Here is a 21,915-nt window from a genome sequence, read left to right as displayed (position 1 = left end):
TTAGAAGTCGTAACGCATACCTACAGACAAGCCCATTGCAGTTTCACCTGCTGCATTTACACCTTGGGATGAACCTGCTTTATTACTACGTGCTTGTGACCAAGGTGTCAGGTTAGCAGCGTCATCATTCAGCATGGCTGCCAGGTTGCCATAAACACGGAACTGTTTATCTAGACGATGTTCTAAGCCCAATGCAAGTAGGGTTGAGTTAGCATCAGTTGCATCAATATCACGGTGGAAAACGTGACCGCGTAATGTATTTTTATCTGTTAGTTTATATTCCGCGCCTACACCGAAAACATTAGCATCCGCATTGGTGCCACTGCCATCATCCAGTGCAGTAAACTGGTAAAGTGCGCCCACATTCAGTTCAGGCGTTAACTTGTAAGCTGCTGCTAAACGGATACCATCTCGTTCACCGCGGCTCACATCTTCTGCATAATGTTCATAAGCAGCCGCGACATCCCAGTTACCCGCGTTATAATTTAAACCAAGGTCATACGCTTGAGATTTTTCATTACTATCCTCAGTCGTATCATTGCTGATCATCGTGCCATCATGTAAAGATAAAGCTGCTGTTGCAGTGAAACCACCACCAAATTTTGGTGTTTTATACTCAATCGTATTCGGGTTACGTTCATCGAAGCGGTGATTGTAAGCACGAGTGATATTACGCAAGTCGCCGACCTGGTCGCCAAAGAAGTTTGCCGGACCACGTGCCGCTTTAAATGGGCTGTCAAAACGGCCCACTTTAACTTGACCAAAGTTACCTTTGACTCCGACATAAGTATCTCTGGTAGAGAAGTTTATGGAATCCTCACTATCATCCGATCCGCTAGAAAAGTTGATTTGCTGTTCGATCTGAGCGAATGCAGTCAGATCTTCATTAATCTTGTGATCGACTTTAAAGCCTAAGCGTGATGAGTTTGAGGATAAAGCCACCTCATTATAGTCCTTGCCGTCATCCAGATAATCCAGAGAAACGTGTGCACGACCATATACTTTAACGTCAGCAGCAGCTGCCATTACTGGTGTTAAAATTGTTGCCCCAACTGCCAATGCGCAAAGAGTTTTTTTCATGTGTAGCTCCAATAAGACTTGTTTTGGTCCTAACAAGGATGTTGTGGTAGCTTTGTTAAATTTTGCTACCGTCCTGTATTGGTGCTAAGTATCGATTACAAATAAGACAATAAGATTAAGGAAATATTTCAAATATATTAAATGTTTCGTTATGTAAAAATATGAATAGTATATGTTTTGTTTTAAGAAAGTTATTATTAATCAATATATTAAATTGTTTTGTTTATCGGCTTTCATAAAGAATTCATATTTGTTCATTTTTGGATGGTAAAAAAATGGAGCCGAAGCTCCATTTCTATTTGGGTTTAATCCAGCATTATAAAGCTGCTTTAATTTTTTCAGCCAGAGCCTTGATTTTCTCCTGATCACCCATGACCAAGGCATGTTTGCCCAGATTATGCAAAGAGGTAGGAACCAGATGGAAATGTACATGGGGTACGGTCTGACCCGCTGCGGCACCTGATAATTGCATCAGCACGATACCCTCTACACCTAGGCCTTTTTCAATGGCTTTGGCAATCTTTTGTACGATCTGAATGGTATATGCAGCCACTTCAGGATCCAGATCAAGTAGTGTCACCGCAGGCGATTTAGGAATGACCAGAGTATGACCGTCTGCCTGAGGCATGATGTCCATAAATGCAAGAACCTGATCGTCTTCATACACCTTGATTGCAGGCAGTTCACCGCGCAGAATTCGTGCAAAAATATTTTGATCATCGTAAGTCATGAGGGCATTCCTTGAGCGTCATTGAATTAAATTATTTACAATTCAATTCTTTCTGACGATCTTTGATCGCGTCAAGACGTTGTTGCTCTTTTTCTGAAAATTTTGGCTTGGTTGTGTAGCAATTGTCATTGCCATACTTTGCTTTGGCATCTGGATCTTTAAAACAGAAGCCCTTGGAAGCATAAATCACATCATGATCATTTTTCAGTTTTTTGCATTCTTGTTCAGAAGCTAAAACTGAAGTTGAAGCCCCTAGCAATGCTGCAAAACTCATCACTGTCGCAACAGTCAATTTTTTCATGCGGGTTTCCTCTGGTGTTGAATCATGTGTCTATACCTAAACACAATATTGGGTTTTGTTCTCACGATTCAATGGCGATATATTACTCAATAGTAATTTTACTCCATGATTCATACATTTTTATTGCAGCAGAAAAGTCACTATTTTCTTCTGCCTGAAGGTTAGCTGCCTGAATCAGGTTCTGGGTTAGCGATAGCAATGGTGCAGACAGCTTGGCATCACGAACCAGATCTACTGCAATCCCTGTATCTTTGGCAAGTAACGGTAATGCAAAGGTAAGCGGGAAACTGCGGTTCAAAATACGCTGCGGCATCACGGTCTCAGTTACGTTACTTTTACCGCTTGATGCATTAATACATTCCAGTGCTTCATTCAAACTTACACCATGCGCTTTCAGCGTCATAAAGCCTTCTGCAACTGCACACAGGTTTACAGCCATTAACATATTATTGACTGCTTTCACTGCAAAGCCCGCGCCAGATTCACCAACATGCTTGATCAGCTTGCCGAAAGCCTGAATCGCGGGAAGGGCTTGTTCAAAACCTGTTACGCTACCACCAATCATAACAGTTAATGTGCCATTTTCAGCACCGATCGTCTGACCGCTAACGGGCGCATCCAGAAAAATCACGCCTTGATCTGCTAAAGCTTCTTCCAGACGACGAGCTGCATCAGGTACACCACTGGTGCAGTCGACCCAGATACTGCCTGCTTTTAATTCCAGACCTTGGACTAAAGCTTCAACATCAGCACTGGTAGGTAAGCAGGAGAAGATTACATCTGCCTGGATGGCCTGTTCCAGACTTACTGCCTGTGTCCCATATTCAGTTGCATGCTGCTCTGCCTTGGCAGCAGTACGGTTCCAGACATAGACCGTGTCAAAATGCTTTGGTAAATGCGCAGCCATGCGATAGCCCATAGCACCCAAGCCAAGAAATGCAACTGATTGAATCATGATAACCCTCAAAATCTTTTAATTAAAAATTATAAGCTTGAAGGCATCTCTCGAATTATTGCGCTAGTCGAGTAGAACGCTGCTCAAGCCAGGTGGTTAGTTTAGGCCAAAAAGTGTTGGCTGTCTTTTGATTTGACATTAAACCAAGGTGCCCACCTGGAATCAGGGTAAAAGTAATATCTTTGCTGCTGGTCAGCTGGGTGAGTGGTTCTGCAGCTTCTCGGGTAACAATCTGATCCGTCAAACCAGCACCGACCATGAGTGAGCAGGAAATATTTTTTAAATCAATCTTATTGCCATGCAGATTAATCGAACCATCTTTAAGAGGATTCTGTAACCACAGGTGCAGCACCATATCCTGATTGATTCCACCCGGGTAATCGATCATTTTATTCAGGAAATGACCCATGGTGGCGTGTTCATAGACATAGTCGGGTTTTTCCAGATTCATCAAAAACTGTTTCTGACTTTTAAACCAGCCCACAGGATCCAGCAGTTTAAAGCCTAAGGCATTCAAAATACCTGGCGTATGAATATATTGTTTGGGGATTAATCCCTTATGTACGGTATTTCGCAGGGCTGGATTTTGTGAAATCAGTTTATTGGTGGTTTCAAACAGTTTACCGATGCGGCCAGAGGCATAGCTGTCAATTGGACTGCCCATGACCATCAGGTTTTTCACATGCTCTGGAGAGTGTAGCGCAGTATATAGGGTGACAAAGACACCTGCCATACTCCAGCCATGCAGGGAGATATAGGGACTGTCTGCATGTTCGCAAATATGCTCTATGGCATCTGGAATGGATTGATCGATAAAGGACAGAAAATTCAGCTCTTTGTGTTTGAAGCTGAAACGGTTCCATTCCACCAGGTATACTTCAAAACCGCTATGCTGGAAATGCTTTACTAATGAACGGTAGGGATACAGATCATAAATACCCATGTTAATCGCCAGTGGCGCAACAAATACCAAAGGTTCCTTAAACTTTCTTTCAGGTGCTGGATAATGCCGGACTTTATATAATTCAGTTTCCTTGATGTACTCAAACGGGTTTTTTTGAGACAGTACCAGTGAGGAGCTGTTGAAAAACCGCGCACGCAGGTGCTTGAGTTTTTTCTGTTGACGTTGCAGATTTTGTTTTAACTGAATCATAAAGATAAATTGTCCGTGTCCGGTAGGGAGTGATCGAAGTCTAGGCAATAATTGCTTATTATGCCTTGACCTGAAATAGCATAGGCGCTCAAAATGTTGGCAATTTTTTACAACAGGCAGTCCGCCAGGGCTGAATTAGAGCGATGAGCCAACAAGACGATTATCAATTAGATACTTTAGCCATCCGTACCGGTCATACACGTAGCTTTGAGGGTGAGCACGGAGAACCGATCTTCCTGACATCTTCTTTCGTCTATGAAAATGCGGCTGAAGCGGCAGCAAAATTCTCAGGTCAGGAACCTGGCAATATTTACTCACGCTTTACCAATCCTACGGTCGCAATGTTTGAAAAACGTCTGGCTGCGCTTGAAGGTGCTGAGCGCGCCGTAGCGACCAGTTCGGGTATGGCTGCGATTATGGCAGTGGCAATGGCCTTCCTGAAAGCAGGTGACCATGTGATCTGTTCACGTGCAGTATTTGGTTCTACGGTTTCTCTGTTTGAAAAGTATGTAGGAAAGTTCGGTGTGGCAGTTGATTTTGTGGACCTGACTGATGTCGATGCCTGGAAAAATGCAATCAAGCCCGAAACGAAACTCTTCTTTGTAGAATCTCCATCTAACCCACTGGCTGAAGTGGCTGATATTCAGGCGCTTTCAGATCTTGCACATGCTCATGATGCATTACTGGCAATTGATAACAGCTTCTGTACACCTGTATTACAACAACCAATCAAATTTGGTGCTGACCTCGTTGTATATTCAGCTACGAAGTACCTGGATGGGCAAGGTCGTGCATTGGGTGGTGCAGTTGTCGGTAATCACAAATTGCTTGAAGAAATTTTCGGTTATGTGCGTACCACAGGCCCATCTATGAGTCCGTTCAATGCCTGGGTGTTCCTAAAGGGTCTGGAAACCTTACGTCTGCGTATGCGTGAACACTCCGCAAGTGCACAGAAACTCGCTGAATACTTAAATGCACATCCAAAAGTAGAAAAAGTGTACTACGCAGGTCTGCCTGAGCATGTAGGTCATGAACTGGCGGCAAAGCAGCAAACCGGCTTCGGTGGTATCGTATCATTTGAAGTGAAAGGTGGTCGTGAAGGTGCCTGGAAAGTCATCGACAATACTCAGTTTATTTCCATCACGGGTAATTTGGGTGATGCGAAATCAACGATTACTCACCCGGCAACGACAACGCATGGCAAACTTTCACCTGAAGCAAAAGAAGCCGCAGGTATTCGTGAAGGTTTAATTCGTGTTTCTGTTGGTTTGGAAGATATTGATGATATTATCCGTGACATTACACGTGGTTTAGATCTAATCTAATTTTTATAAATTTATGTTCGGAGATTTTTATGAACATTAACATGTTGATGCAGCAAGCTCAGCGCATGCAAAAGGAAGTAGAAACCAACCTGAAAAAAGCCAAAGAAGAGCTTGCGCTGGTAGAGGTTCATGCTGAAGCGGGTGGTGGTCTGGTAAAAGTAACGATGACTGCACGTAATGTGGTAAAACGCATTCAGATCGATCCTGAACTTCTGCAGGATGATCCGGATATGATTGAAGATCTGATCGCGGCTGCAATGAATGATGCGGCACGCCAAGCTGAAGCAATTTCAGAAGAACGTATGAAGTCTGCAAACCAGGGCATGGGCTTACCTCCAGGTCTGGCTGGCCTATTCTAAGGAAATTTGCGCAATGTTTAGTGATCGTTTTGATCAACTGGTTCAAGCATTACGCATCTTGCCAAGCGTTGGGCCGAAATCGGCCCAGCGTATGGCATTGCATCTGATCATGAAAAACCGTGAAGGTGCGATTGGTCTGGCACATGCATTGACTGAAGCAACCAACCATATTCATGAATGTTCAATCTGTCATTCACTCACTGAAGATGAAGTCTGTAATATCTGCACCTCAACTGAACGTGATGATGAGCTGCTTTGTGTGGTGGAATCACCAGCGGATGTGATGGCTATTGAGCAGAGTGGCAGTTTTCGTGGTAAATACCATGTACTGGGTGGACATTTGTCACCACTAGATGGAATTGGGCCTGAAGAAATTGGGATTCCATATCTACTGGAGCGTTTAAACAGAGGTCAGATTCGTGAAGTGATTCTAGCTACGAATGCAACTGTAGAAGGACAGGCGACTGCGCACTACCTGATGGAAGCCAGCAAGCATTTACCGATTCAGATTACCCGGATTGCCCAGGGTGTACCACAAGGTGGTGAACTGGAATATGTAGACAGCCATACCTTAAGCCAAGCTGTACATAACCGCATGCGGATGAAATAAACCTGTTTCTCTGCATGCGTTTTACTAAAGAGAAGAACAAGTTAGAAAAAATATGAGAATATTCATTTAATTTATCGATATTGTTATTGCGAAATTTTATAGCTAAATGTTTATTTTTTTATCATAAATATTATAAATATCAGTTAAGATAACTATATTCGGACATCCACATTACGCTGATTCAGTCATTTATGTTTCAATTTATTCAAGATCAAGCTGGACTCGATCAAGTACTCGCACAAATGGATCAAAGCTCGGTTTATGCTTTGGATACAGAGTTCATCAAGGTCGATACTTTATGGCCGAAACTTGGTGTGTTCCAGATTAATGTCTGTGGCAATGTCTATCTGCTCGACGGTACGACCCTGGATCTGACCGAGTTCTTCAAGCGTCTCTTTGCAGCACAACAGAACATTTTCCATGCCTGTGGAGAAGACATTGATCTGATCTATCACTATACCCAGCAAAAATCTCTGAGTAATGTGTTTGATACCCAAGTAGGGATGGCGTTTCTGGGGCATGGTTTACAGGTCAGCTATCAGAATGCCTTGAAGCAGATGCTGGATGTGGAAATTGAAAAAGATCAAACCCGTTCAAACTGGTTGGCACGTCCTTTAAGTCATGAACAATTGTTGTATGCAGCCAATGATGTGCATTATCTGGTGCACTTAGGTGATCAGATCAAGCAGGAGTTGAAACAAAAGCACCTGTTAGACTTGGCACTGGAAGATTGCCGCTTCATGACCCGGGAAATTGGCGAGGAAACACCAACGGCCTTGTTATATCAGGATGTTGGCAACTATCGTCATTCACGCCGTCAGCTGATGCAGCTACAGCAGCTTGCAGTATGGCGTGAGCAGATTGCCAAGGCACTGAATATTCCGCGCAGTTTCATCATGAAAAACTCGGCCATGATTAATCTGGTGGAGAAGAACCCTAAGAATATGTTCCAGCTCAGCACTGTGAAAGATCTGCGTGCCAATATTATTCGTGATCATGGCAAGATGATTCTGGACCTGCTGAAATTCTTGCCAGATCAATCCGAGTGGCCATTACGTCTGGCACGTCCAATCCGTCACTCTTCAAGTGAAGTCGGTACAAAAGTTGATGCCATCATTCAAAATGTTGTAGATGAAACCTCCATCCCGAAAGAAGTCCTGATGCGCAAAAAATGGATGAATGCGTTGTACCAGCATGTTGTTTTCCACAATGATGAACAGGATTTGCCGGAATTTTTACTTGGCTGGCGTTATGATCATCTGACCAAGCCACTGGTTGAGCTGCTACGTCAGGATGAATCCTATCTTTCTAGACAGATGAAAGTTGTCGACTAAAGCCTGGATAGAAACTTGACTACAAAACTGATTAAAGAAAGAGCAATTATACAAAATCACGACTGATGCGTTAATTATGGCTAATGCCTCAGGTGACGTTTTAAGGTATCCTTGCTACTGATTTTTCTAAATTGTTGTCTAAATCAAAATCATGCAAGTGTCTATCTACAAATCGAGCAAAAAGGATGAAATGTACCTTTATGTGGCTCGTCCAGCTGAAGAAAATGAAGCTGAAACTTTCGATCCACTTCACGTACTGGGCGAAGCTGTCCGCGTAGCATTTGGTCGTGCGACTTTTGTCATGCATCTTGAACTGAGCGAAACCCGCAAGCTGGCACGTGCTAATGTGCTGCACGTGATCGACTCGATTGAAACCCGTGGTTTCTTCCTGCAAATGCCGCCTGAAGGTTTGATTAACCCGAATGCTGTAGAACCAGAAGGTCTTCGTGGTGCTTAATATTTATTCAGGAGTTGTGAAATGAATGGTTATGTAACTGTATTAGATTCAATTCCTGAAGAATCGATTGCCATCGCGGTATACCTGATTGGCAGTATAATTGCACTGTTATGCTGGTATGGCGTGACTAAGCGCCTGCCAAAACCGGCAGGTGGCTTTCTCTGGATTTTAGTGTTTGCCATCCTGCTAACGCCGACAGTATCTGAAGGCCCGAATGCCTCATTGGCCCCGGCGATTTTCGGACTGATATTTGGTGTATTGACCAAGGAACAAGAACTGGTCTGGATCAATGCCTCACTCATTCTGTTTGTGATTGGTATTGCTTCACTGATCGGCTATTGCTGGTCAAGCTATGTAACAAATAAAGCAAAGATTGCTGTAAACAAAAAAACTTCACCACTGTAAATAAAAAAATAAGGTTAAATCATGTCTGTGGATCATCAACAGTTTTCTGGTACAAGTCAGTATATTGCAACTGATAGTTTAAAATTGGCTGTCAAAGCCGCACGCAGTTTACAAAAACCGCTGCTGGTCAAAGGCGAGCCGGGCACAGGTAAAACCCTGCTGGCAGAGCAAGTGGCTGAAAGCCTGGGAATGAAACTCATCACCTGGCACATTAAGTCCACCACCAAAGCCCAGCAAGGCCTTTACGAATATGATGCAGTATCGCGTCTGCGTGACAGCCAATTGGGTGATGACCGTGTCTATGATATCAAAAACTACATCAAGCCAGGAAAACTGTGGGAAGCATTTAGCAGTGAAGAGCGCTGTGTATTGCTGATTGATGAAATCGACAAGGCAGATATTGAATTCCCAAATGACCTGTTACATGAGCTCGATAAGATGTCGTTCTTTGTGTATGAAACAGGCGAAACTATTACTGCAAAACAGCGTCCAATTGTCATCATTACCTCAAATAATGAAAAGGAATTGCCGGATGCTTTCCTGCGTCGCTGTTTCTTCCATTACATCGAATTTCCTGATGAAGCGACCATGCGTGACATCATTGATGTGCATTTCGAGAATATTTCAGCAACCTTGGTAAATGAGGCATTGCAAGTATTCTTTAAATTACGTCAGGTTCCGGGCCTGAAAAAACCACCTTCAACTTCTGAATTAATTGACTGGTTAAGTCTGTTAATGGCAGATGATATGCCAGAAGATGTATTGCGTAATGCCGATAAATCTAAAGCCATTCCACCGCTGTATGGTGCGCTGATCAAAAACGAGCAGGATGTCCAGTTGCTTGAACGCCTAGCATTCATGTCACGCCGTTAAGGGAGAAACACGCATGTTCGTGCGACTGTTTTATACCTTGCGCAAATACGGTGTACCGGTATCTACCCGTGAGCTGATTGACCTGAATCAGGCAGTTGCTGAAGGTATTGTTTTTGCCGATCAGGACGAGTTCTATCAGTTGGCCAAAACCGTCATGGTCAAAGACGAGCGCTATTTCGATAAGTTCGATCGTGCCATGAAAGACTATTTTGATGGGATCGCCACTTTCGATCTGGATGAATTGCTGAATCAGGTGCATAAGCTGCCCAAAGACTGGTTTGATCTCGAATTACTCGAGAAGCATCTGACCCCGGAGCAGCGTGAAGAGCTGAAAAAAGCTGGTTCACTGGAAGAACTGATGAAAATGCTGGAAGAGCGCTTGCGTGAACAGCATAAAAAACATCAGGGCGGCAATAAAATGATTGGCACTGGCGGCACTTCACCTTTTGGTGCCTATGGCGATCATCCTGAAGGTGTGCGTATTGGCGGGCCGGGGCGTAAGCGTTCAGCAGTCAAAGTCTGGGAACAGCGTCAATACCGTAATCTGGATGATGACCAAATTTTGGGTAGCCGTCAGATGCAGTTGGCACTGCGTCGCCTGCGTAAGTTTGCCCGTCAGGGTGCTGCTGAAGAACTGGATATTGACAGTACCATTCGTGAAACAGCCAAGCAGGGCATTCTGGATGTGCAATTGGTGCCGGAACGCCGTAATCGCATCAAAGTGCTTATGCTATTTGATGTTGGCGGTTCCATGGATGCACACATTGCCCAGTGTGAGAAACTGTTTAGTGCTGCCAAAACCGAGTTCAAGACTTTGGAATATTTTTATTTCCATAACTGTCTGTATGACTATGTCTGGAAAGATAATTTTCGTCGTTCCAGTACCCGTATGAATACCTGGGATCTGCTGAATACTTATGGTCGCGATTATCGGGTAATCGTGGTTGGTGATGCCAGTATGGCGCCATATGAGCTGCATTCAGTGGGAGGCTCGGTGGAATATATGAATGATGAAGCAGGACAGGTCTGGTTACAGCGTCTGCGTCAGCATTTTGAAAAAACGGCCTGGTTAAATCCGGAAGAAGAGCGTTACTGGCACTATACGCAAACCATCGGATTGATTCAGCAGATCTTTGAAAAGCATATGTATCCAATGACCCTAAAAGGCATTGAAGATATGACCAAATATCTGGCGCGCTGATTCCATTTATCTATTGATGACTTTATTTATAGTTATTAGTCCTTTAAAACAAAACATTTTAATATAAAGTAGTTTTTATAAATTTAGTCCAGATTGTTAAGGATCGCTATGGATCATCAAATTAATGGTATTGCATTGCCAAATGAAGAGGGTTTTTTTGGGAACTACGGCGGTCAGTTTATTCCACCCGATCTGAAACAGGCCATGGATGATATTAATGTGGCCTATCAGGAAATTCGTCAGACTGAAGAATTTCAGAATGAACTGAAAGACCTGTTTGTCCACTATGTCGGTCGCCCAAGTCCTTTATTTCATGCCAAACGTCTTTCTGAACAGCTCGGCGGTGCCCAGATTTATCTGAAACGTGAAGACTTGAACCATACTGGCGCGCACAAGATCAATCACTGCTTGGGTGAAGCACTACTTGCCAAATATATGGGTAAAACCAAAGTGATTGCTGAAACAGGTGCCGGGCAACATGGTGTTGCTTTGGCAACGGCGTGTGCATTGGTTGGTATTCCATGTGAAATTCATATGGGGCAGGTGGATATCGAGAAAGAACACCCGAACGTGGTGAAAATGAAAATTCTCGGTGCCAAACTGATTTCAGTCACTCGTGGTACGGCTACCTTGAAAGATGCGGTAGATAGTGCCTTTGAAGAATATTTAAAAGACCCGAAAAACTACATCTATGCAATCGGCTCGGTAGTAGGGCCGCATCCATTTCCAATGATAGTGCGTGATTTCCAGTCGATCATTGGGGACGAAATCAAGGTGCAAAGTAATGATCGTTTTGGTGCAAACCCGGATTATATCGTAGCTTGTGTAGGGGGTGGTTCCAATGCGATGGGCGCATTTACCGCTTTTTTAAATGAACCAGAAGTAAAACTGGTGGGTGTGGAGCCGGCAGGTCATGGTCTGGATACTGACAAACACTCTGCAACGCTCACTTTAGGTAAGCCTAGCCAGATTCATGGTATGGCATGTTATGTATTAGAAGATGAGCAGGGTGAACCTTTACCAGTGCATTCAATTGCATCTGGTCTGGATTATCCGGGTGTCGGTCCGCAGCATAGTCTGCTTAAAGATTTGGGTCGTGTGGAATATACGACGGCAACAGATCAGGAATGTCTGGATGCCTTTATGACTTTATCACGTGTAGAAGGTATTGTGCCTGCGCTGGAAAGTTCACATGCAGTGGCTTGGGCGATTCGTGAAGCAGGTAAATTGCCAGAAGATGTGAAAATTGTTGTGAATCTATCAGGTCGTGGTGATAAAGACTCTGACTATGTGGCTGAAAAGTTAGGTCTCAACTAATCTAGCTATAGCTGTAAATAAAAAACCGCTCAATATGAGCGGTTTTTTATTTCTATCATTTCTTTGTCAATCTAATGTCATTACAAAATGGCTTTTTGAATTAATATTTAACCTGAAATATATTGTTGCAGTTGATCAATCAAAATTTGCTGATCATTCATGGCTGCTTTAACCAAGTCACCAATTGAAGCCAATCCCACCAGTTTTCCTGCTTCTACCACTGGTAAATGACGCAAATGTTTATTGGTCATTAAGCTGAGACAGTCCGGTACAGAAGTGTGGCAATCTACCATGATTACATTAGAAGTCATGATCTGGCTGACAGTCGTATCAAAGGAAGTACGTTCCATCAGCACAATCTTTCGAGTGTAATCACGTTCGGAAAGAATTCCGACCACTTTATCTTCTTCGACCACTACAATCGCACCGATGTCTTTATCTGCCATTAAAGTAATGGCTTCAAGAACTGTCGCTTCTGGATGAATGGTATAGATTTCTTGAGAGGGCTTGTCTTTGAGTACTTGCGCTACATTCGTCATTATTAAGTCCTTAGCTGTTATTATTTATCCTGAAGTTTAAGCTGTTTATCTTCAGGTAATTGCTGTGCTGACTCTATAAATAACATGTTATGCAGCGAAGTGCAGCCCTTGTCCTGAAAAAAAGAAATGACGCACCTGTCCAATTGTCAGCTTAATTTGTTTGCCACTGCCTCGTACCAGAACAGGAGTGACATTCAGACGATGTAAGGTGGGTAACAGTGCCTGCTCAAAATCCTCAGGCGTGATTTTGCGCGGAGTATAATTTGGCCAGTTCTTTTTGGCATAATTTGCCGCATGAGATGAATTAAGCCAGAACGGGAACAGGGTTTCATCCTGATCGCGCATCATGCCCCAGCCTTCATGAAACAGTCCCCAAAGTACCCCGCAGTACATCATCGATTTCAGGATGGTGATTTTGACCGCAAGGTCCTTAGGCAGTGGTTGGATATCTTTAATATTTGGCATTTTCATTATGATCAAGCTATCGTAGAACAACGCTGTCATTGTAAGAAAACTATATGAAATTACTGTTTCAGCTTTGCAAGAAATCGTTATGTTAATGCTTCATCATGTATAAGTAATATTGTAACTATAAAAAAAACGCCACCGGGGTGACGTTTTTTTAGGCTTGCATGGTGGCCATGTTTTGCCAGTATTGGGCTTTCATTGAGTCCCGCTCGACACGGAAACCTTGATAATAAAGTTCAGCTAAAAAAAGCGCCGCTTTACCATGGCCTGCACGTGCAGCATCTTCAAGTTGTTTGACAGCATCTGAAAAATTCATTTGTGACTGGATTGTATTCACAGCTTCAGCATACAGATGTTCAAGTTCATGTGGAGAGAATTGTTGAATCATATAAAAACTCCTTAATTTTAATTATGATTACGGATAGACTTTTTAGTCTAACTACAAATATAACTGAGTAATGTTAAACTAATATTACAGAATGGGTGAAAAGTCAATTATTTCATCGAATTTTATTTTTGTTATGTAGTTTACATGATTAAACTATCATCAAATATATTTTTTATTACTATAAGAAGTAACTATTAAGCTAACAACAAGGAGAATAACATGTCGCACACATTAGATGGAATTGATTTTGATATTCCCCCGACGGCTGGCCAAGTAATGGCATTGGCGCAACTGCACCGGAAAAAATTAGATGCAGCTATTTTCCATAAAGAAATCCATCTAGGAGAGTATAGTCTAGCACAGCGTAAAGCAGTCTATGATTTTACCCGTCAGCTAGACGAGAATCAGCGTGAACAATTCTACAAACTTTATAATTCAGAACTGGTACGTCTTGCCGATCCCGACCGCCTGCACCCAGCCAGTGCAGAGTCTGGGCTGAGCAAGTTTGCTATCTTCCTGATTCTGGCAATTACTGCGGGTATGCTGGGAAGTACCGTTTTTATCGCTCTATTTAAATAGAACAGGCAATACTCAACTAAAGTAAGCCGTCTGCAAATCAGGCGATTTTCCGGTTGATTACTTGAACTTATTGCAATGCAGCCATACACTACTTTGAATTAGAGGTAGTGTATGGCTATTGACGTAGAAAAAATCAGGATATTTCTGTCCAAATTAACGCTGGAGCAAATTTATAACAGCGTTTTTATTTTTATTTTTTTATTTATTATGGTACTGGCAAGTATTGCACTTTATCGTCCTGTCACTACGGTTCAATCTGAACAAATTCAGCAACTTTCCATACAGCAACAATTACCACAAACGCAAGATATGGCTATAGCCTTGCTTGAGCGGCCAGCGGTTTATCGTGGACAATATCTTAAATTGATGCAGGCATACCAGCAGGAATCAGTCCGTGCACATCAGCTACCTGCAGTAAAAGCGGATCAGCCTTAAAATTTAAGGTGTGAGTATTAATTCTTCAGCCGTAGCCGTACTTGTTAAATTCGCTTTTAAGGCTGTTTTTAGTTTATCTTTATCCAGTGTCTGACTGACCACCACTACGGTTAAACGGTCTGGATGCAGATGTTTGTCTACTGCATTTTCAACATCTTTTGCAGTGATTTTGGCTAATCGTTCTGGATAGGTGGCGAGATAATCGCGTGGCTCTGCATAGAATCCCATCGTTCCGAGCTGGGCGTTAATGGTAGCATTGCTACTGTAGTTATTTGGAAATGCCCTTAACATGCCAGATTTAGTTTCTTCCAGTCGTTTAGTATCTATCGGCTGATTTACAAAGTTAATCAATGCCTGATGCGCGACCTGAATGCTGTCTAATAGTTGGTCTTGACGGGTCGCATAGCGGAAACTGAATACACCCGGTGCCTGAGTAAAGCTAAAAGTGCTGTAAGCAGCATAAGTAAAGCCACGCTTGATTCTTAACTCCTGCATCAATACCGCATTAAAGCCACTACCACCAAATATACGATTCGCAACTTCTAAAGCCAGCCTATCTTTGTTAAAGCGACTGGGTCCGATATGCCCGAACATTACATGAGCCTGACTTGAGTTATAGGGAATATGGATTACCTCAATATCATTTTTTAGCTGTGGATCAGGCAATAACTTTGCTCGTGTGCCTTGCTTGAAATTTCCTGCAATGCGTTCTGACAGGTCTAAGGCCTCTTTGGGGCTAAGTTTTCCGGTAATCGCAATATTCATATTTTGCGCAACCAGAAACTGATCACGGAACTTCTTTAAATGTTCAGGATTTACTTTTTGAGTGCCGCCAATGGTGCCTGTGATTGGCTGTGCGTAAGGATGCTGACCATATAGGGTTCTATAAAAGCGGATATCCATTAAGCGGCCTGGATTTTCCTGTAGCTGTTTTTGACCAACGTTGGTGTTGCTAACAGCCAGGCTGATGCTCTGATTTTTAAAGGAAGCATGTTTAAGTACTTCCATCATCATTGCCAGTGCGGGTTCCAGTTTTTTCGGATCAGACATTACACGTAGGCGGATGACAAACATATCCCGATACGCCTGGGCACTAAATTGTGCGCCACTTTGATCAAAAACAGACGCAATTTCCCGCGCAGTATATGTATCGGTTCCTTCCCGGATCAGTTTGGCTGCCATACTGGACAAACCAAACAAACCCTTCTGAATTTCCTCATCCCGTGCTGCACCAGCATTAAAGGTTAGTTGAATATCGACCATCGGCAGATCTTTGGTTTCGACAAACAGCGTACGTATTTTGTAGCGATTATTCAGCTCATGTACATAAGGTGCATGAAACTGTCTTTCATTCTTCAGATTCTTTAAGCTTTGTAGCAAGGGAATAGATTGCAACTGAGTGAGATTATCTTCCGGTATAACTTCTGTATTTTGAACACTTTCAGCCCAGACCATAGAAGCACAGTTCAACGCAGCAATTAATAAACTATTCGAACATGCAGACTTGAACTTGATCATCATTGTGCTTTTGTTTCCGGTGCGAGGTATAAGGTACTGAGATTTTTACGAATAAAATAGGTATTTGCGACACGCTGAATATCACTCATACTGACATTTTCATAATATTTAGGAAGTTCATCTATCAGTCGGTAACTTAAGCCGTTCACTTCCAGATTGCCGATCATTTTAGCCTGACCAGCAATACTATCCTGATTATAAATAAGATTGGAGACAAAGCGGGTAGTGATGCGTTCAAGTTCATGCTTGGGAATATCTTCAGTTTTTAATGCATCAACTTCTGCCTGAATGGCTTTTTGCGCATCTTCAAAACTGACGCCATTTGCAGGTAATGCAGAAATACTAAACAGGCTGTCACCACGGTTATACGGATCATACGACACACTGACAGAAGTCAGTAGTTTGCGATCTCGTACCAAGCGATCTTGCAGCCGTGAGGAAATACCACTGTCCAGCAAACTCCGGATAATTGTCAGGGCATAAGCATCCTGCGGATTGATTGCGGAAGCCAGTGATTTGACATTCCAGGTCATGTACAGGTTGGGCACTTGCACATCGGTATTGATTTCCATGTGACGATAGCCCAAGTGTTCAAACTCATGTACATCATTGCGTTGGGGTGTGACACGTGAAGGTGTGTCAGCAAAGTATTTCTGTACTTGTAACAGCGCTTGTTCAGACTCTACATCACCAACAATTACCAGAATCGCATTGTTCGGTGTATACCAAGTCTTGTACCACTGCTTTACATCGTTCAGCTGGATATTGTTCAGGGTTTTCATATGACCAATCACCGGTTGGCGATAATGGCTGGTGGGATAACTGATCCATTTAAAACGTTCAAAGGCACGTGAACGAGGATTGTCCTCGGTGCGCTGGCGGCGCTCTTCCATAACCACTTTGATTTCTGGCTCAAAATCCTGTTGGCGTAGCAGCAGATTACTCATACGGTCAGCTTCGAGTTCGAGCGCCATCGGGAAGTAGGCCTTGGGATAAAGCTGATAATAATTGGTGTAATTGGTAAAGGTTGCAGCATTAATACTGCCCCCATAAATCCGGCTAATCCGTGTAAATTCATCATTTGGAACTTTGCTGGTGCCCTTGAACATCATATGTTCCAGCACATGTGATATACCCAGAGTGTTGCCGGATTCATCCGCACTGCCGACTTTATACCAGATCTGGGTCATGACCATCGGTGCACGGTGGTCTTCCCGGATAATGACTTTTAGACCATTTTTCAGGGTAGTTTCAAAGGTACTACGCGTCAGTTCAGATTTGGCTTTTTCTATAGTTTGTGCCTGAAGCTGACTACTGCTTAAACATATCAGTATTGTACCAAGCGAATACATGTATCGCTTAAACTGGATTGGACGAGCGTGTATAAAAATAAGTGATTTGAACACTGGATATTCCAAAATAAGCAGATGTATTTATAAGCCATTTTAAGAATTGTGCAATCGAAAGCAAACCGGTGCTGTTGCTTTTTGGTGTAGTAGAAATGGAATTTTAATCTAAAGCTAAAACCTTATAACTTATGGTAGAATCCCATTTTTTAACGCAATGCTTTTCAAGGATTCGGCATGCAACAGCAATCTAATGAGCAAAACAAATTTTTGATTGATGCTGATATCGGAGATGACGATGTCACATTACCGAGTTTACCTGCGGTCAATGTGCCAATTATAGAAACGCCACGCGAACAAGCCGTTGTTTCAGCGCCTGCTGCAACAGAAATACCGAGTGAAGAATCTGCTCCTAAAGGCGGTTTCTTTAGCCGTATGAAGGAAGGTTTAACCAAGACCCGCAAAAACTTTGCAGATGGTATGGTCAATATCCTCATCGGTGGCAAAGAAATTGATGACGAATTGCTAGAAGAAGTAGAAGAGCAATTATTGGTTGCAGATATTGGTGTAGATGCAACCAAGACCATTATTGCCAATCTGACAGAACGTACAGCACGTGGTGACTTGATTTACTCTCATTCATTATATAAAGCGCTTCAGGAAGAACTGGTGGCTTTATTGGCACCGCGTGTAAAACCGTTACACATTGACCCGAACAAAAGTCCTTTCGTGATTCTGGTTGTCGGTGTAAACGGTGTAGGTAAAACCACAACCATTGGTAAGCTGGCAAAACGTTTACAAGGCGAAGGCAAGAAAGTCATGCTGGCAGCGGGTGATACCTTCCGTGCTGCGGCAACTGAACAGCTGCAAATCTGGGGTGAGCGCAATAATATCGCCGTAGTTGCTCAAGGTCATGGTGCCGATTCTGCCTCTGTTATTTTTGATGCTTTTGAAAGTGCACGTGCTAAAGGTGTAGATGTCCTGATCGCTGATACAGCAGGCCGTTTGCATAACAAGAGCCATCTGATGCAAGAGTTGACCAAAGTGAAACGTGTAATGCAGAAGATTGATGCAACTGCACCACATGAAGTGATGCTGGTTGTAGATGCTGGTACGGGTCAGAATGCCATTAATCAGGTAGAAATGTTTGATGAAGCAGTCGGTCTGACGGGTATTACGATCACCAAACTGGATGGTACTGCGAAAGGGGGGGTGCTGTTTAACATTGCCAGCCGTACTCATGTTCCAATCCGCTTTATTGGTGTAGGTGAAAAGATTGACGATCTTCGTCCATTCTCTGCCAAATCATTTGTTGCTGCATTATTTGAAACTGAAAATAAATAATCGTGTAACTAAGTCACACAAACTCCGCTTAGCGCGGAGTTTTTTGTTTTTAGATCGATTGTTTGCTGTAAAAAGCAACAGGCTTGAAAGCTTATGTCATAAGCCTTATTAGTCAAAACCTTTACAATAAACAAGTCCACCTATTGGTAGGCATGTGTTGATTGGGGGAAAGTGTAAATGGCGTTATTAAATAAGATTGGGCATGTACTCACGGCAGACCTGACGAAAGATTTTAAATTTTCAAAAAAAAGCAAAACTGTACAGGGAGATGAGCTGACTTTTATTGATCAGCTGAAAAAGCGCCGTAGTATTTATGCTTTGGGGAGACGAGTTCATTATAGCCAAGCGTATATTGCTGAACTGATCCAAGCTGCGGTACGTAGTTGTCCTTCAGCATTCAATTCACAAAGTGCACGAATCGTGATTTTGTTTGGTGATTCACATTATAAATTCTGGGAAATCGTGAAAGAGGTCAAACGTCAGGAAATGCCTGTTCAGGTATTCGAAGGAATTGAAATCAAGCTTGATCAATGTGCTGCTGCCTTTGGAACAGTTCTATTTTATGAAGATCAGACAATTATTCAGCAGTTACAAAAGAAAATGCCAATGAGCGCTGAACATTTCCCGGTCTGGTTTGAGCAAACTTCGGGTATGGCGCAGTTTGCTGTCTGGACAGCACTTGCAGATTCAGGATTAGGAGCATCCTTACAGCACTACAATCCAATGGTGGATCAGGCAGTTGCAGCACATTTTAAAATAGATGAAAACTGGCTGCTACGTGCCCAGCTTTGTTTTGGTTCTATTGAGCAGCTTGCAGAGGCCTGTCCAGATCCTAACTTTCAGGATCGCTTCCGCGTATTTACCTAAAATCATAAAGACCAAGAACCCGCTGGAAATGTTTACCAGTGGGTTCAATACAAATATTAAACGTTAAAAATCCTTTTATTGTTCTATAAATAAAACACTACGTTTTTTATATACGCCTGTTTTTGGGTGATAAAAAGATTAATCTTTCTTTATCAACTTTGAACAAGACAAGATATACAAGAGGTTCTTCATGGCATTTTTAGATCAGATCAAACAACGTCGCAGCATTTATGCAATTGGTAATAATGTAAGCCTAGATCAGACAGAAGTTGAAAATACAATTAAGGAAGCGGTACGTCATAGCCCATCTTCTTTTAACTCGCAAACTTCTCGTGTGGTGATCCTGTTTGGTGAATCGCATCAAAATTTCTGGAATATTGTTCGTGATACTTTAAAGAAAATTGTTCCGGCTGATGCCTTTGAAGGAACAAATAATAAAATTAATAGTTTTGCAGCGGGTTACGGTACAGCTTTATTTTATGAAGATCAGGAAGTAGTGAAAGAGCTGCAAGCACAATTCCCATTATATGCAGATAATTTCCCGGTATGGTCAGAGCATTCTTCAGCAATTGCCCAATTTGCCACTTGGACAGCGCTGGCGGAGAAAAATATTGGTGCCTCTTTGCAGCACTATAATCCGATCATTGATGATGAAGTTTCGATAGCTTTTGATGTGCCTTCAAACTGGAAGCTACGTGCCCAACTTGTGTTTGGTTCGATCGAAGCACCAGCAGGTGAAAAAACCTTTATGGATGATGCAGAGCGTTTTAAAACTTTTAATTAATTGAGTTAAATAATAAAAAAGGAGTGCTTCGGTGCTCCTTTTTTATTTTGTATTCATTCAAGATAAAGTGCTTAGCTGAATAAATCAGATGGATATATAGATATATGCTTAAAGTCTTGGCTATTTGTCTAAGTGATTTATCATAAAATTGTCACGTATACTCGGCATAGTGCAAGCAGACTTAAATAATCAGGAAAAAGAAGCGAATGAATTTACGTATTATGATCGCAGTTGCGACTTTAATGGGAAGTACTTCTGTTTTTTCAGCAGTGACCTTGACGGCACCAGAAGAAATCAAGATTGTCGGGGTGAATGAGCGAGAAGTGAATAGTGGATTAATCCGTAAAAAACAGAGTTATAAGCTAGATCCGGGTTCAAATAGAATTAGTGTACGTTATATTGCATTCTTTCAGCATAATGATAACAGCCATGACATTTTAAAATCGGATGTAGTAACAGTTAAAACACCTGAATTAAAAGATGGCGAAAGTTATCGTTTGGCTTTGATTAATGCACCTAAAGATTTTGATACTGCACAAAAATATAAAGACCAACCGATCATTGGTTTATATGACGCCAGAAATCAATTGTTGGTACAACAGTCAGGCGCAAATAGTGAAACCAAACCATTATTGGGTAAAAGTGTATTAGGTAAAGCACTAGACTTGACAACTAAAACAGTTGCTCCTGCAAATCAGCCTGCGCCTGTTTATGCACAGGCAGCGGTATCACCAATGGTAGCAAATCTAAATTCAGCTGAAACAGCAATAAAAACTCCTACTGACCAAAAGCTGATTCAGCTTTGGCAACAAGCATCTAAAGAAGAGCGTCGGAAGTTTATGTTATGGCTAGCAGAGCAAGGGAATTAAAAAAACATGAAAAAGATCGGTTTATACCGATCTTTTTTAGTTTGAGGGCTAAAGGTTACACTTTGAAAATATATTTCAGGCCAGAATGATGGATTTACGCACCTAAAGCTGCTAAAAATACGCATTCAGAGTAAAAAATGAACGACCAAATTATATTTTCATATATTTTTATGAAAAGCACTTGCGCTCATTGTGAAACTGTATAGAATACGCAGCACACCAATGCAATGCATGAAACGAAAGGTCAAGTGATTGGGTTGGAACTTAAGACTGACGAGGTTTTAAGTAAGATCATTAAGAGATTATGAAGAACAACTTGTGTGGATTTTTACTGGTTGATTGATCGAAATTATTTTCATTGATTGATGGTAGAAATTACTCGAAGTTTATTTGAGAAATGAATGTCAGAAAATTGATGAGCCAAGATTTGGTGTTTTGAATAAAGCACTATTGATTTTAAACTGAAGAGTTTGATCATGGCTCAGATTGAACGCTGGCGGCAGGCTTAACACATGCAAGTCGAGCGGAGCGAGGGTGCTTGCACCTTAGCTTAGCGGCGGACGGGTGAGTAATGCTTAGGAATCTGCCTATTAGTGGGGGACAACATTCCGAAAGGAATGCTAATACCGCATACGCCCTACGGGGGAAAGCAGGGGATCTTCGGACCTTGCGCTAATA

The 21,915-nt window shown here is 42.3% G+C and carries 25 protein-coding genes and 1 rRNA gene; 16 read left to right on the top strand and 10 right to left on the bottom strand.

Going from position 1 to position 21,915, the window contains the following annotated elements; translation table 11 throughout:
- The 5 genes from C3420_RS09665 to C3420_RS09645 all read right to left on the bottom strand — a co-directional run bounded on the left by C3420_RS09665 (position 1) and on the right by C3420_RS09645 (position 4,219).
- Positions 1-1,080 carry a porin gene (locus C3420_RS09665; protein WP_103800365.1) on the bottom strand — a complete coding sequence of 360 codons (1,080 nt, stop codon included), beginning with the start codon at positions 1,078-1,080 and terminating at the stop codon, positions 1-3.
- Positions 1,081-1,396: 316 nt separating this feature from the next.
- The gene (locus tag C3420_RS09660) at positions 1,397-1,810 is read right to left on the bottom strand and encodes an HIT family protein (protein WP_004893084.1); all 414 of its coding nucleotides are present in this window, start codon (positions 1,808-1,810) and stop codon (positions 1,397-1,399) included.
- A gap of 31 nt (positions 1,811-1,841) precedes the next feature.
- Complete coding sequence (locus tag C3420_RS09655) at positions 1,842-2,084, bottom strand: YARHG domain-containing protein (protein ID WP_372510725.1); 243 nt, start codon at positions 2,082-2,084, stop codon at positions 1,842-1,844.
- 109 nt (positions 2,085-2,193) lie between these two features.
- Positions 2,194-3,066, bottom strand: coding sequence for an NAD(P)-dependent oxidoreductase (locus C3420_RS09650; RefSeq protein ID WP_103800366.1), 873 nt, complete (start codon positions 3,064-3,066; stop codon positions 2,194-2,196).
- Between the two features lie 55 nt (positions 3,067-3,121).
- The gene (locus tag C3420_RS09645) at positions 3,122-4,219 is read right to left on the bottom strand and encodes an alpha/beta fold hydrolase (protein ID WP_103800367.1); all 1,098 of its coding nucleotides are present in this window, start codon (positions 4,217-4,219) and stop codon (positions 3,122-3,124) included.
- Between the two features lie 143 nt (positions 4,220-4,362).
- Here C3420_RS09645 and C3420_RS09640 point away from each other — a divergent pair, with 143 nt between their 5' ends.
- The 9 genes from C3420_RS09640 (at position 4,363) to trpB (ending at position 12,100) form a co-directional block, all read left to right on the top strand.
- A complete protein-coding gene (locus tag C3420_RS09640; protein WP_004815829.1) occupies positions 4,363-5,544 on the top strand; it encodes an O-succinylhomoserine sulfhydrylase in 1,182 nt (393 codons plus the stop codon).
- 29 nt (positions 5,545-5,573) lie between these two features.
- Positions 5,574-5,903, top strand: a complete 330-nt coding sequence (locus C3420_RS09635) for a YbaB/EbfC family nucleoid-associated protein (RefSeq protein WP_004815831.1) — start codon at positions 5,574-5,576, stop codon at positions 5,901-5,903.
- A 13-nt stretch (positions 5,904-5,916) separates the two neighbouring features.
- Positions 5,917-6,513, top strand: coding sequence for a recombination mediator RecR (recR, locus tag C3420_RS09630; protein WP_004815833.1), 597 nt, complete (start codon positions 5,917-5,919; stop codon positions 6,511-6,513).
- A gap of 191 nt (positions 6,514-6,704) precedes the next feature.
- A complete protein-coding gene (locus C3420_RS09625) occupies positions 6,705-7,847 on the top strand; it encodes a ribonuclease D (protein ID WP_048881227.1) in 1,143 nt (380 codons plus the stop codon).
- A gap of 151 nt (positions 7,848-7,998) precedes the next feature.
- Positions 7,999-8,304, top strand: a complete 306-nt coding sequence (locus tag C3420_RS09620) for a YcgL domain-containing protein (protein WP_026056700.1) — start codon at positions 7,999-8,001, stop codon at positions 8,302-8,304.
- A gap of 21 nt (positions 8,305-8,325) precedes the next feature.
- Positions 8,326-8,709 (top strand): hypothetical protein, encoded by a 384-nt coding sequence (locus C3420_RS09615; protein ID WP_004815838.1) that lies wholly within the window; start codon positions 8,326-8,328, stop codon positions 8,707-8,709.
- 21 nt (positions 8,710-8,730) lie between these two features.
- Positions 8,731-9,582 carry an AAA family ATPase gene (locus tag C3420_RS09610; RefSeq protein WP_004815840.1) on the top strand — a complete coding sequence of 284 codons (852 nt, stop codon included), beginning with the start codon at positions 8,731-8,733 and terminating at the stop codon, positions 9,580-9,582.
- Between the two features lie 13 nt (positions 9,583-9,595).
- Complete coding sequence (locus tag C3420_RS09605; protein WP_008304194.1) at positions 9,596-10,783, top strand: vWA domain-containing protein; 1,188 nt, start codon at positions 9,596-9,598, stop codon at positions 10,781-10,783.
- Between the two features lie 108 nt (positions 10,784-10,891).
- Positions 10,892-12,100, top strand: a complete 1,209-nt coding sequence (gene trpB, locus C3420_RS09600) for a tryptophan synthase subunit beta (RefSeq protein ID WP_103800368.1) — start codon at positions 10,892-10,894, stop codon at positions 12,098-12,100.
- 107 nt (positions 12,101-12,207) lie between these two features.
- On the opposite strand, the gene C3420_RS09595 is transcribed toward trpB, so the two are convergent.
- The 3 genes from C3420_RS09595 to C3420_RS09585 form a co-directional block, all read right to left on the bottom strand.
- Positions 12,208-12,639 (bottom strand): CBS domain-containing protein, encoded by a 432-nt coding sequence (locus C3420_RS09595; RefSeq protein ID WP_048881225.1) that lies wholly within the window; start codon positions 12,637-12,639, stop codon positions 12,208-12,210.
- An 87-nt stretch (positions 12,640-12,726) separates the two neighbouring features.
- Entirely contained in the window at positions 12,727-13,110 is a 384-nt protein-coding gene (locus tag C3420_RS09590) for a DUF2750 domain-containing protein (protein ID WP_071320007.1), read from the bottom strand.
- A gap of 151 nt (positions 13,111-13,261) precedes the next feature.
- Positions 13,262-13,495, bottom strand: a complete 234-nt coding sequence (locus C3420_RS09585; RefSeq protein ID WP_004815850.1) for a hypothetical protein — start codon at positions 13,493-13,495, stop codon at positions 13,262-13,264.
- Between the two features lie 219 nt (positions 13,496-13,714).
- On the opposite strand from C3420_RS09585, the gene C3420_RS09580 reads away from it, so the two are divergent.
- Together C3420_RS09580 and C3420_RS09575 are read left to right on the top strand one after the other, a co-directional pair.
- Positions 13,715-14,074 carry a hypothetical protein gene (locus C3420_RS09580; protein ID WP_071320006.1) on the top strand — a complete coding sequence of 120 codons (360 nt, stop codon included), beginning with the start codon at positions 13,715-13,717 and terminating at the stop codon, positions 14,072-14,074.
- Positions 14,075-14,185: 111 nt separating this feature from the next.
- Positions 14,186-14,509 carry a hypothetical protein gene (locus C3420_RS09575; protein WP_004815854.1) on the top strand — a complete coding sequence of 108 codons (324 nt, stop codon included), beginning with the start codon at positions 14,186-14,188 and terminating at the stop codon, positions 14,507-14,509.
- Between the two features lie 3 nt (positions 14,510-14,512).
- Here the strand turns inward: C3420_RS09575 and C3420_RS09570 are convergent, their stop codons facing one another.
- A complete protein-coding gene (locus tag C3420_RS09570; protein ID WP_103800369.1) occupies positions 14,513-16,030 on the bottom strand; it encodes a M16 family metallopeptidase in 1,518 nt (505 codons plus the stop codon).
- Positions 16,027-17,379: a M16 family metallopeptidase gene (locus tag C3420_RS09565; RefSeq protein ID WP_103800370.1), complete on the bottom strand. Its 1,353-nt coding sequence runs from the start codon at positions 17,377-17,379 to the stop codon at positions 16,027-16,029. Before C3420_RS09565 ends, C3420_RS09570 begins: the two co-directional genes overlap by 4 nt.
- Before the next feature lie 231 nt (positions 17,380-17,610).
- Between C3420_RS09565 and ftsY the strand changes: the two genes are divergently transcribed.
- From ftsY to C3420_RS09540, 5 genes are all read left to right on the top strand, one after another.
- Positions 17,611-18,717, top strand: coding sequence for a signal recognition particle-docking protein FtsY (gene ftsY / locus C3420_RS09560; RefSeq protein WP_004815860.1), 1,107 nt, complete (start codon positions 17,611-17,613; stop codon positions 18,715-18,717).
- 177 nt (positions 18,718-18,894) lie between these two features.
- On the top strand, positions 18,895-19,584 hold the full coding sequence (locus C3420_RS09555) for a nitroreductase family protein (protein WP_103800371.1): 690 nt from the start codon (positions 18,895-18,897) through the stop codon (positions 19,582-19,584).
- Positions 19,585-19,774: 190 nt separating this feature from the next.
- A complete protein-coding gene (locus tag C3420_RS09550; protein ID WP_103800372.1) occupies positions 19,775-20,368 on the top strand; it encodes a nitroreductase family protein in 594 nt (197 codons plus the stop codon).
- Between the two features lie 206 nt (positions 20,369-20,574).
- Positions 20,575-21,237 carry a DUF2057 domain-containing protein gene (locus tag C3420_RS09545; RefSeq protein WP_103800373.1) on the top strand — a complete coding sequence of 221 codons (663 nt, stop codon included), beginning with the start codon at positions 20,575-20,577 and terminating at the stop codon, positions 21,235-21,237.
- A gap of 458 nt (positions 21,238-21,695) precedes the next feature.
- Positions 21,696-21,915: ribosomal RNA gene (locus C3420_RS09540) — 16S ribosomal RNA — on the top strand; the annotation flags it as partial.

This window comes from Acinetobacter sp. ACNIH3 (assembly GCF_002918965.1).
Classification (GTDB): Bacteria; Pseudomonadota; Gammaproteobacteria; order Pseudomonadales; family Moraxellaceae; genus Acinetobacter; species Acinetobacter schindleri.
This window is presented reverse-complemented; position numbering and strand designations above follow the sequence as displayed.

Coding starts and splice junctions, on each gene's coding strand:
- C3420_RS09665 (WP_103800365.1), bottom strand. CDS start 1,080: ATGAAAAAAACTCTTTGCGCATTGGCAGTTGGGGCAACAATTTTAACA.
- C3420_RS09660 (WP_004893084.1), bottom strand. CDS start 1,810: ATGACTTACGATGATCAAAATATTTTTGCACGAATTCTGCGCGGTGAA.
- C3420_RS09655 (WP_372510725.1), bottom strand. CDS start 2,084: ATGAGTTTTGCAGCATTGCTAGGGGCTTCAACTTCAGTTTTAGCTTCT.
- C3420_RS09650 (WP_103800366.1), bottom strand. CDS start 3,066: ATGATTCAATCAGTTGCATTTCTTGGCTTGGGTGCTATGGGCTATCGC.
- C3420_RS09645 (WP_103800367.1), bottom strand. CDS start 4,219: ATGATTCAGTTAAAACAAAATCTGCAACGTCAACAGAAAAAACTCAAG.
- C3420_RS09640 (WP_004815829.1), top strand. CDS start 4,363: ATGAGCCAACAAGACGATTATCAATTAGATACTTTAGCCATCCGTACC.
- C3420_RS09635 (WP_004815831.1), top strand. CDS start 5,574: ATGAACATTAACATGTTGATGCAGCAAGCTCAGCGCATGCAAAAGGAA.
- recR (WP_004815833.1), top strand. CDS start 5,917: ATGTTTAGTGATCGTTTTGATCAACTGGTTCAAGCATTACGCATCTTG.
- C3420_RS09625 (WP_048881227.1), top strand. CDS start 6,705: ATGTTTCAATTTATTCAAGATCAAGCTGGACTCGATCAAGTACTCGCA.
- C3420_RS09620 (WP_026056700.1), top strand. CDS start 7,999: ATGCAAGTGTCTATCTACAAATCGAGCAAAAAGGATGAAATGTACCTT.
- C3420_RS09615 (WP_004815838.1), top strand. CDS start 8,326: ATGAATGGTTATGTAACTGTATTAGATTCAATTCCTGAAGAATCGATT.
- C3420_RS09610 (WP_004815840.1), top strand. CDS start 8,731: ATGTCTGTGGATCATCAACAGTTTTCTGGTACAAGTCAGTATATTGCA.
- C3420_RS09605 (WP_008304194.1), top strand. CDS start 9,596: ATGTTCGTGCGACTGTTTTATACCTTGCGCAAATACGGTGTACCGGTA.
- trpB (WP_103800368.1), top strand. CDS start 10,892: ATGGATCATCAAATTAATGGTATTGCATTGCCAAATGAAGAGGGTTTT.
- C3420_RS09595 (WP_048881225.1), bottom strand. CDS start 12,639: ATGACGAATGTAGCGCAAGTACTCAAAGACAAGCCCTCTCAAGAAATC.
- C3420_RS09590 (WP_071320007.1), bottom strand. CDS start 13,110: ATGAAAATGCCAAATATTAAAGATATCCAACCACTGCCTAAGGACCTT.
- C3420_RS09585 (WP_004815850.1), bottom strand. CDS start 13,495: ATGATTCAACAATTCTCTCCACATGAACTTGAACATCTGTATGCTGAA.
- C3420_RS09580 (WP_071320006.1), top strand. CDS start 13,715: ATGTCGCACACATTAGATGGAATTGATTTTGATATTCCCCCGACGGCT.
- C3420_RS09575 (WP_004815854.1), top strand. CDS start 14,186: ATGGCTATTGACGTAGAAAAAATCAGGATATTTCTGTCCAAATTAACG.
- C3420_RS09570 (WP_103800369.1), bottom strand. CDS start 16,030: ATGATGATCAAGTTCAAGTCTGCATGTTCGAATAGTTTATTAATTGCT.
- C3420_RS09565 (WP_103800370.1), bottom strand. CDS start 17,379: ATGTATTCGCTTGGTACAATACTGATATGTTTAAGCAGTAGTCAGCTT.
- ftsY (WP_004815860.1), top strand. CDS start 17,611: ATGCAACAGCAATCTAATGAGCAAAACAAATTTTTGATTGATGCTGAT.
- C3420_RS09555 (WP_103800371.1), top strand. CDS start 18,895: ATGGCGTTATTAAATAAGATTGGGCATGTACTCACGGCAGACCTGACG.
- C3420_RS09550 (WP_103800372.1), top strand. CDS start 19,775: ATGGCATTTTTAGATCAGATCAAACAACGTCGCAGCATTTATGCAATT.
- C3420_RS09545 (WP_103800373.1), top strand. CDS start 20,575: ATGAATTTACGTATTATGATCGCAGTTGCGACTTTAATGGGAAGTACT.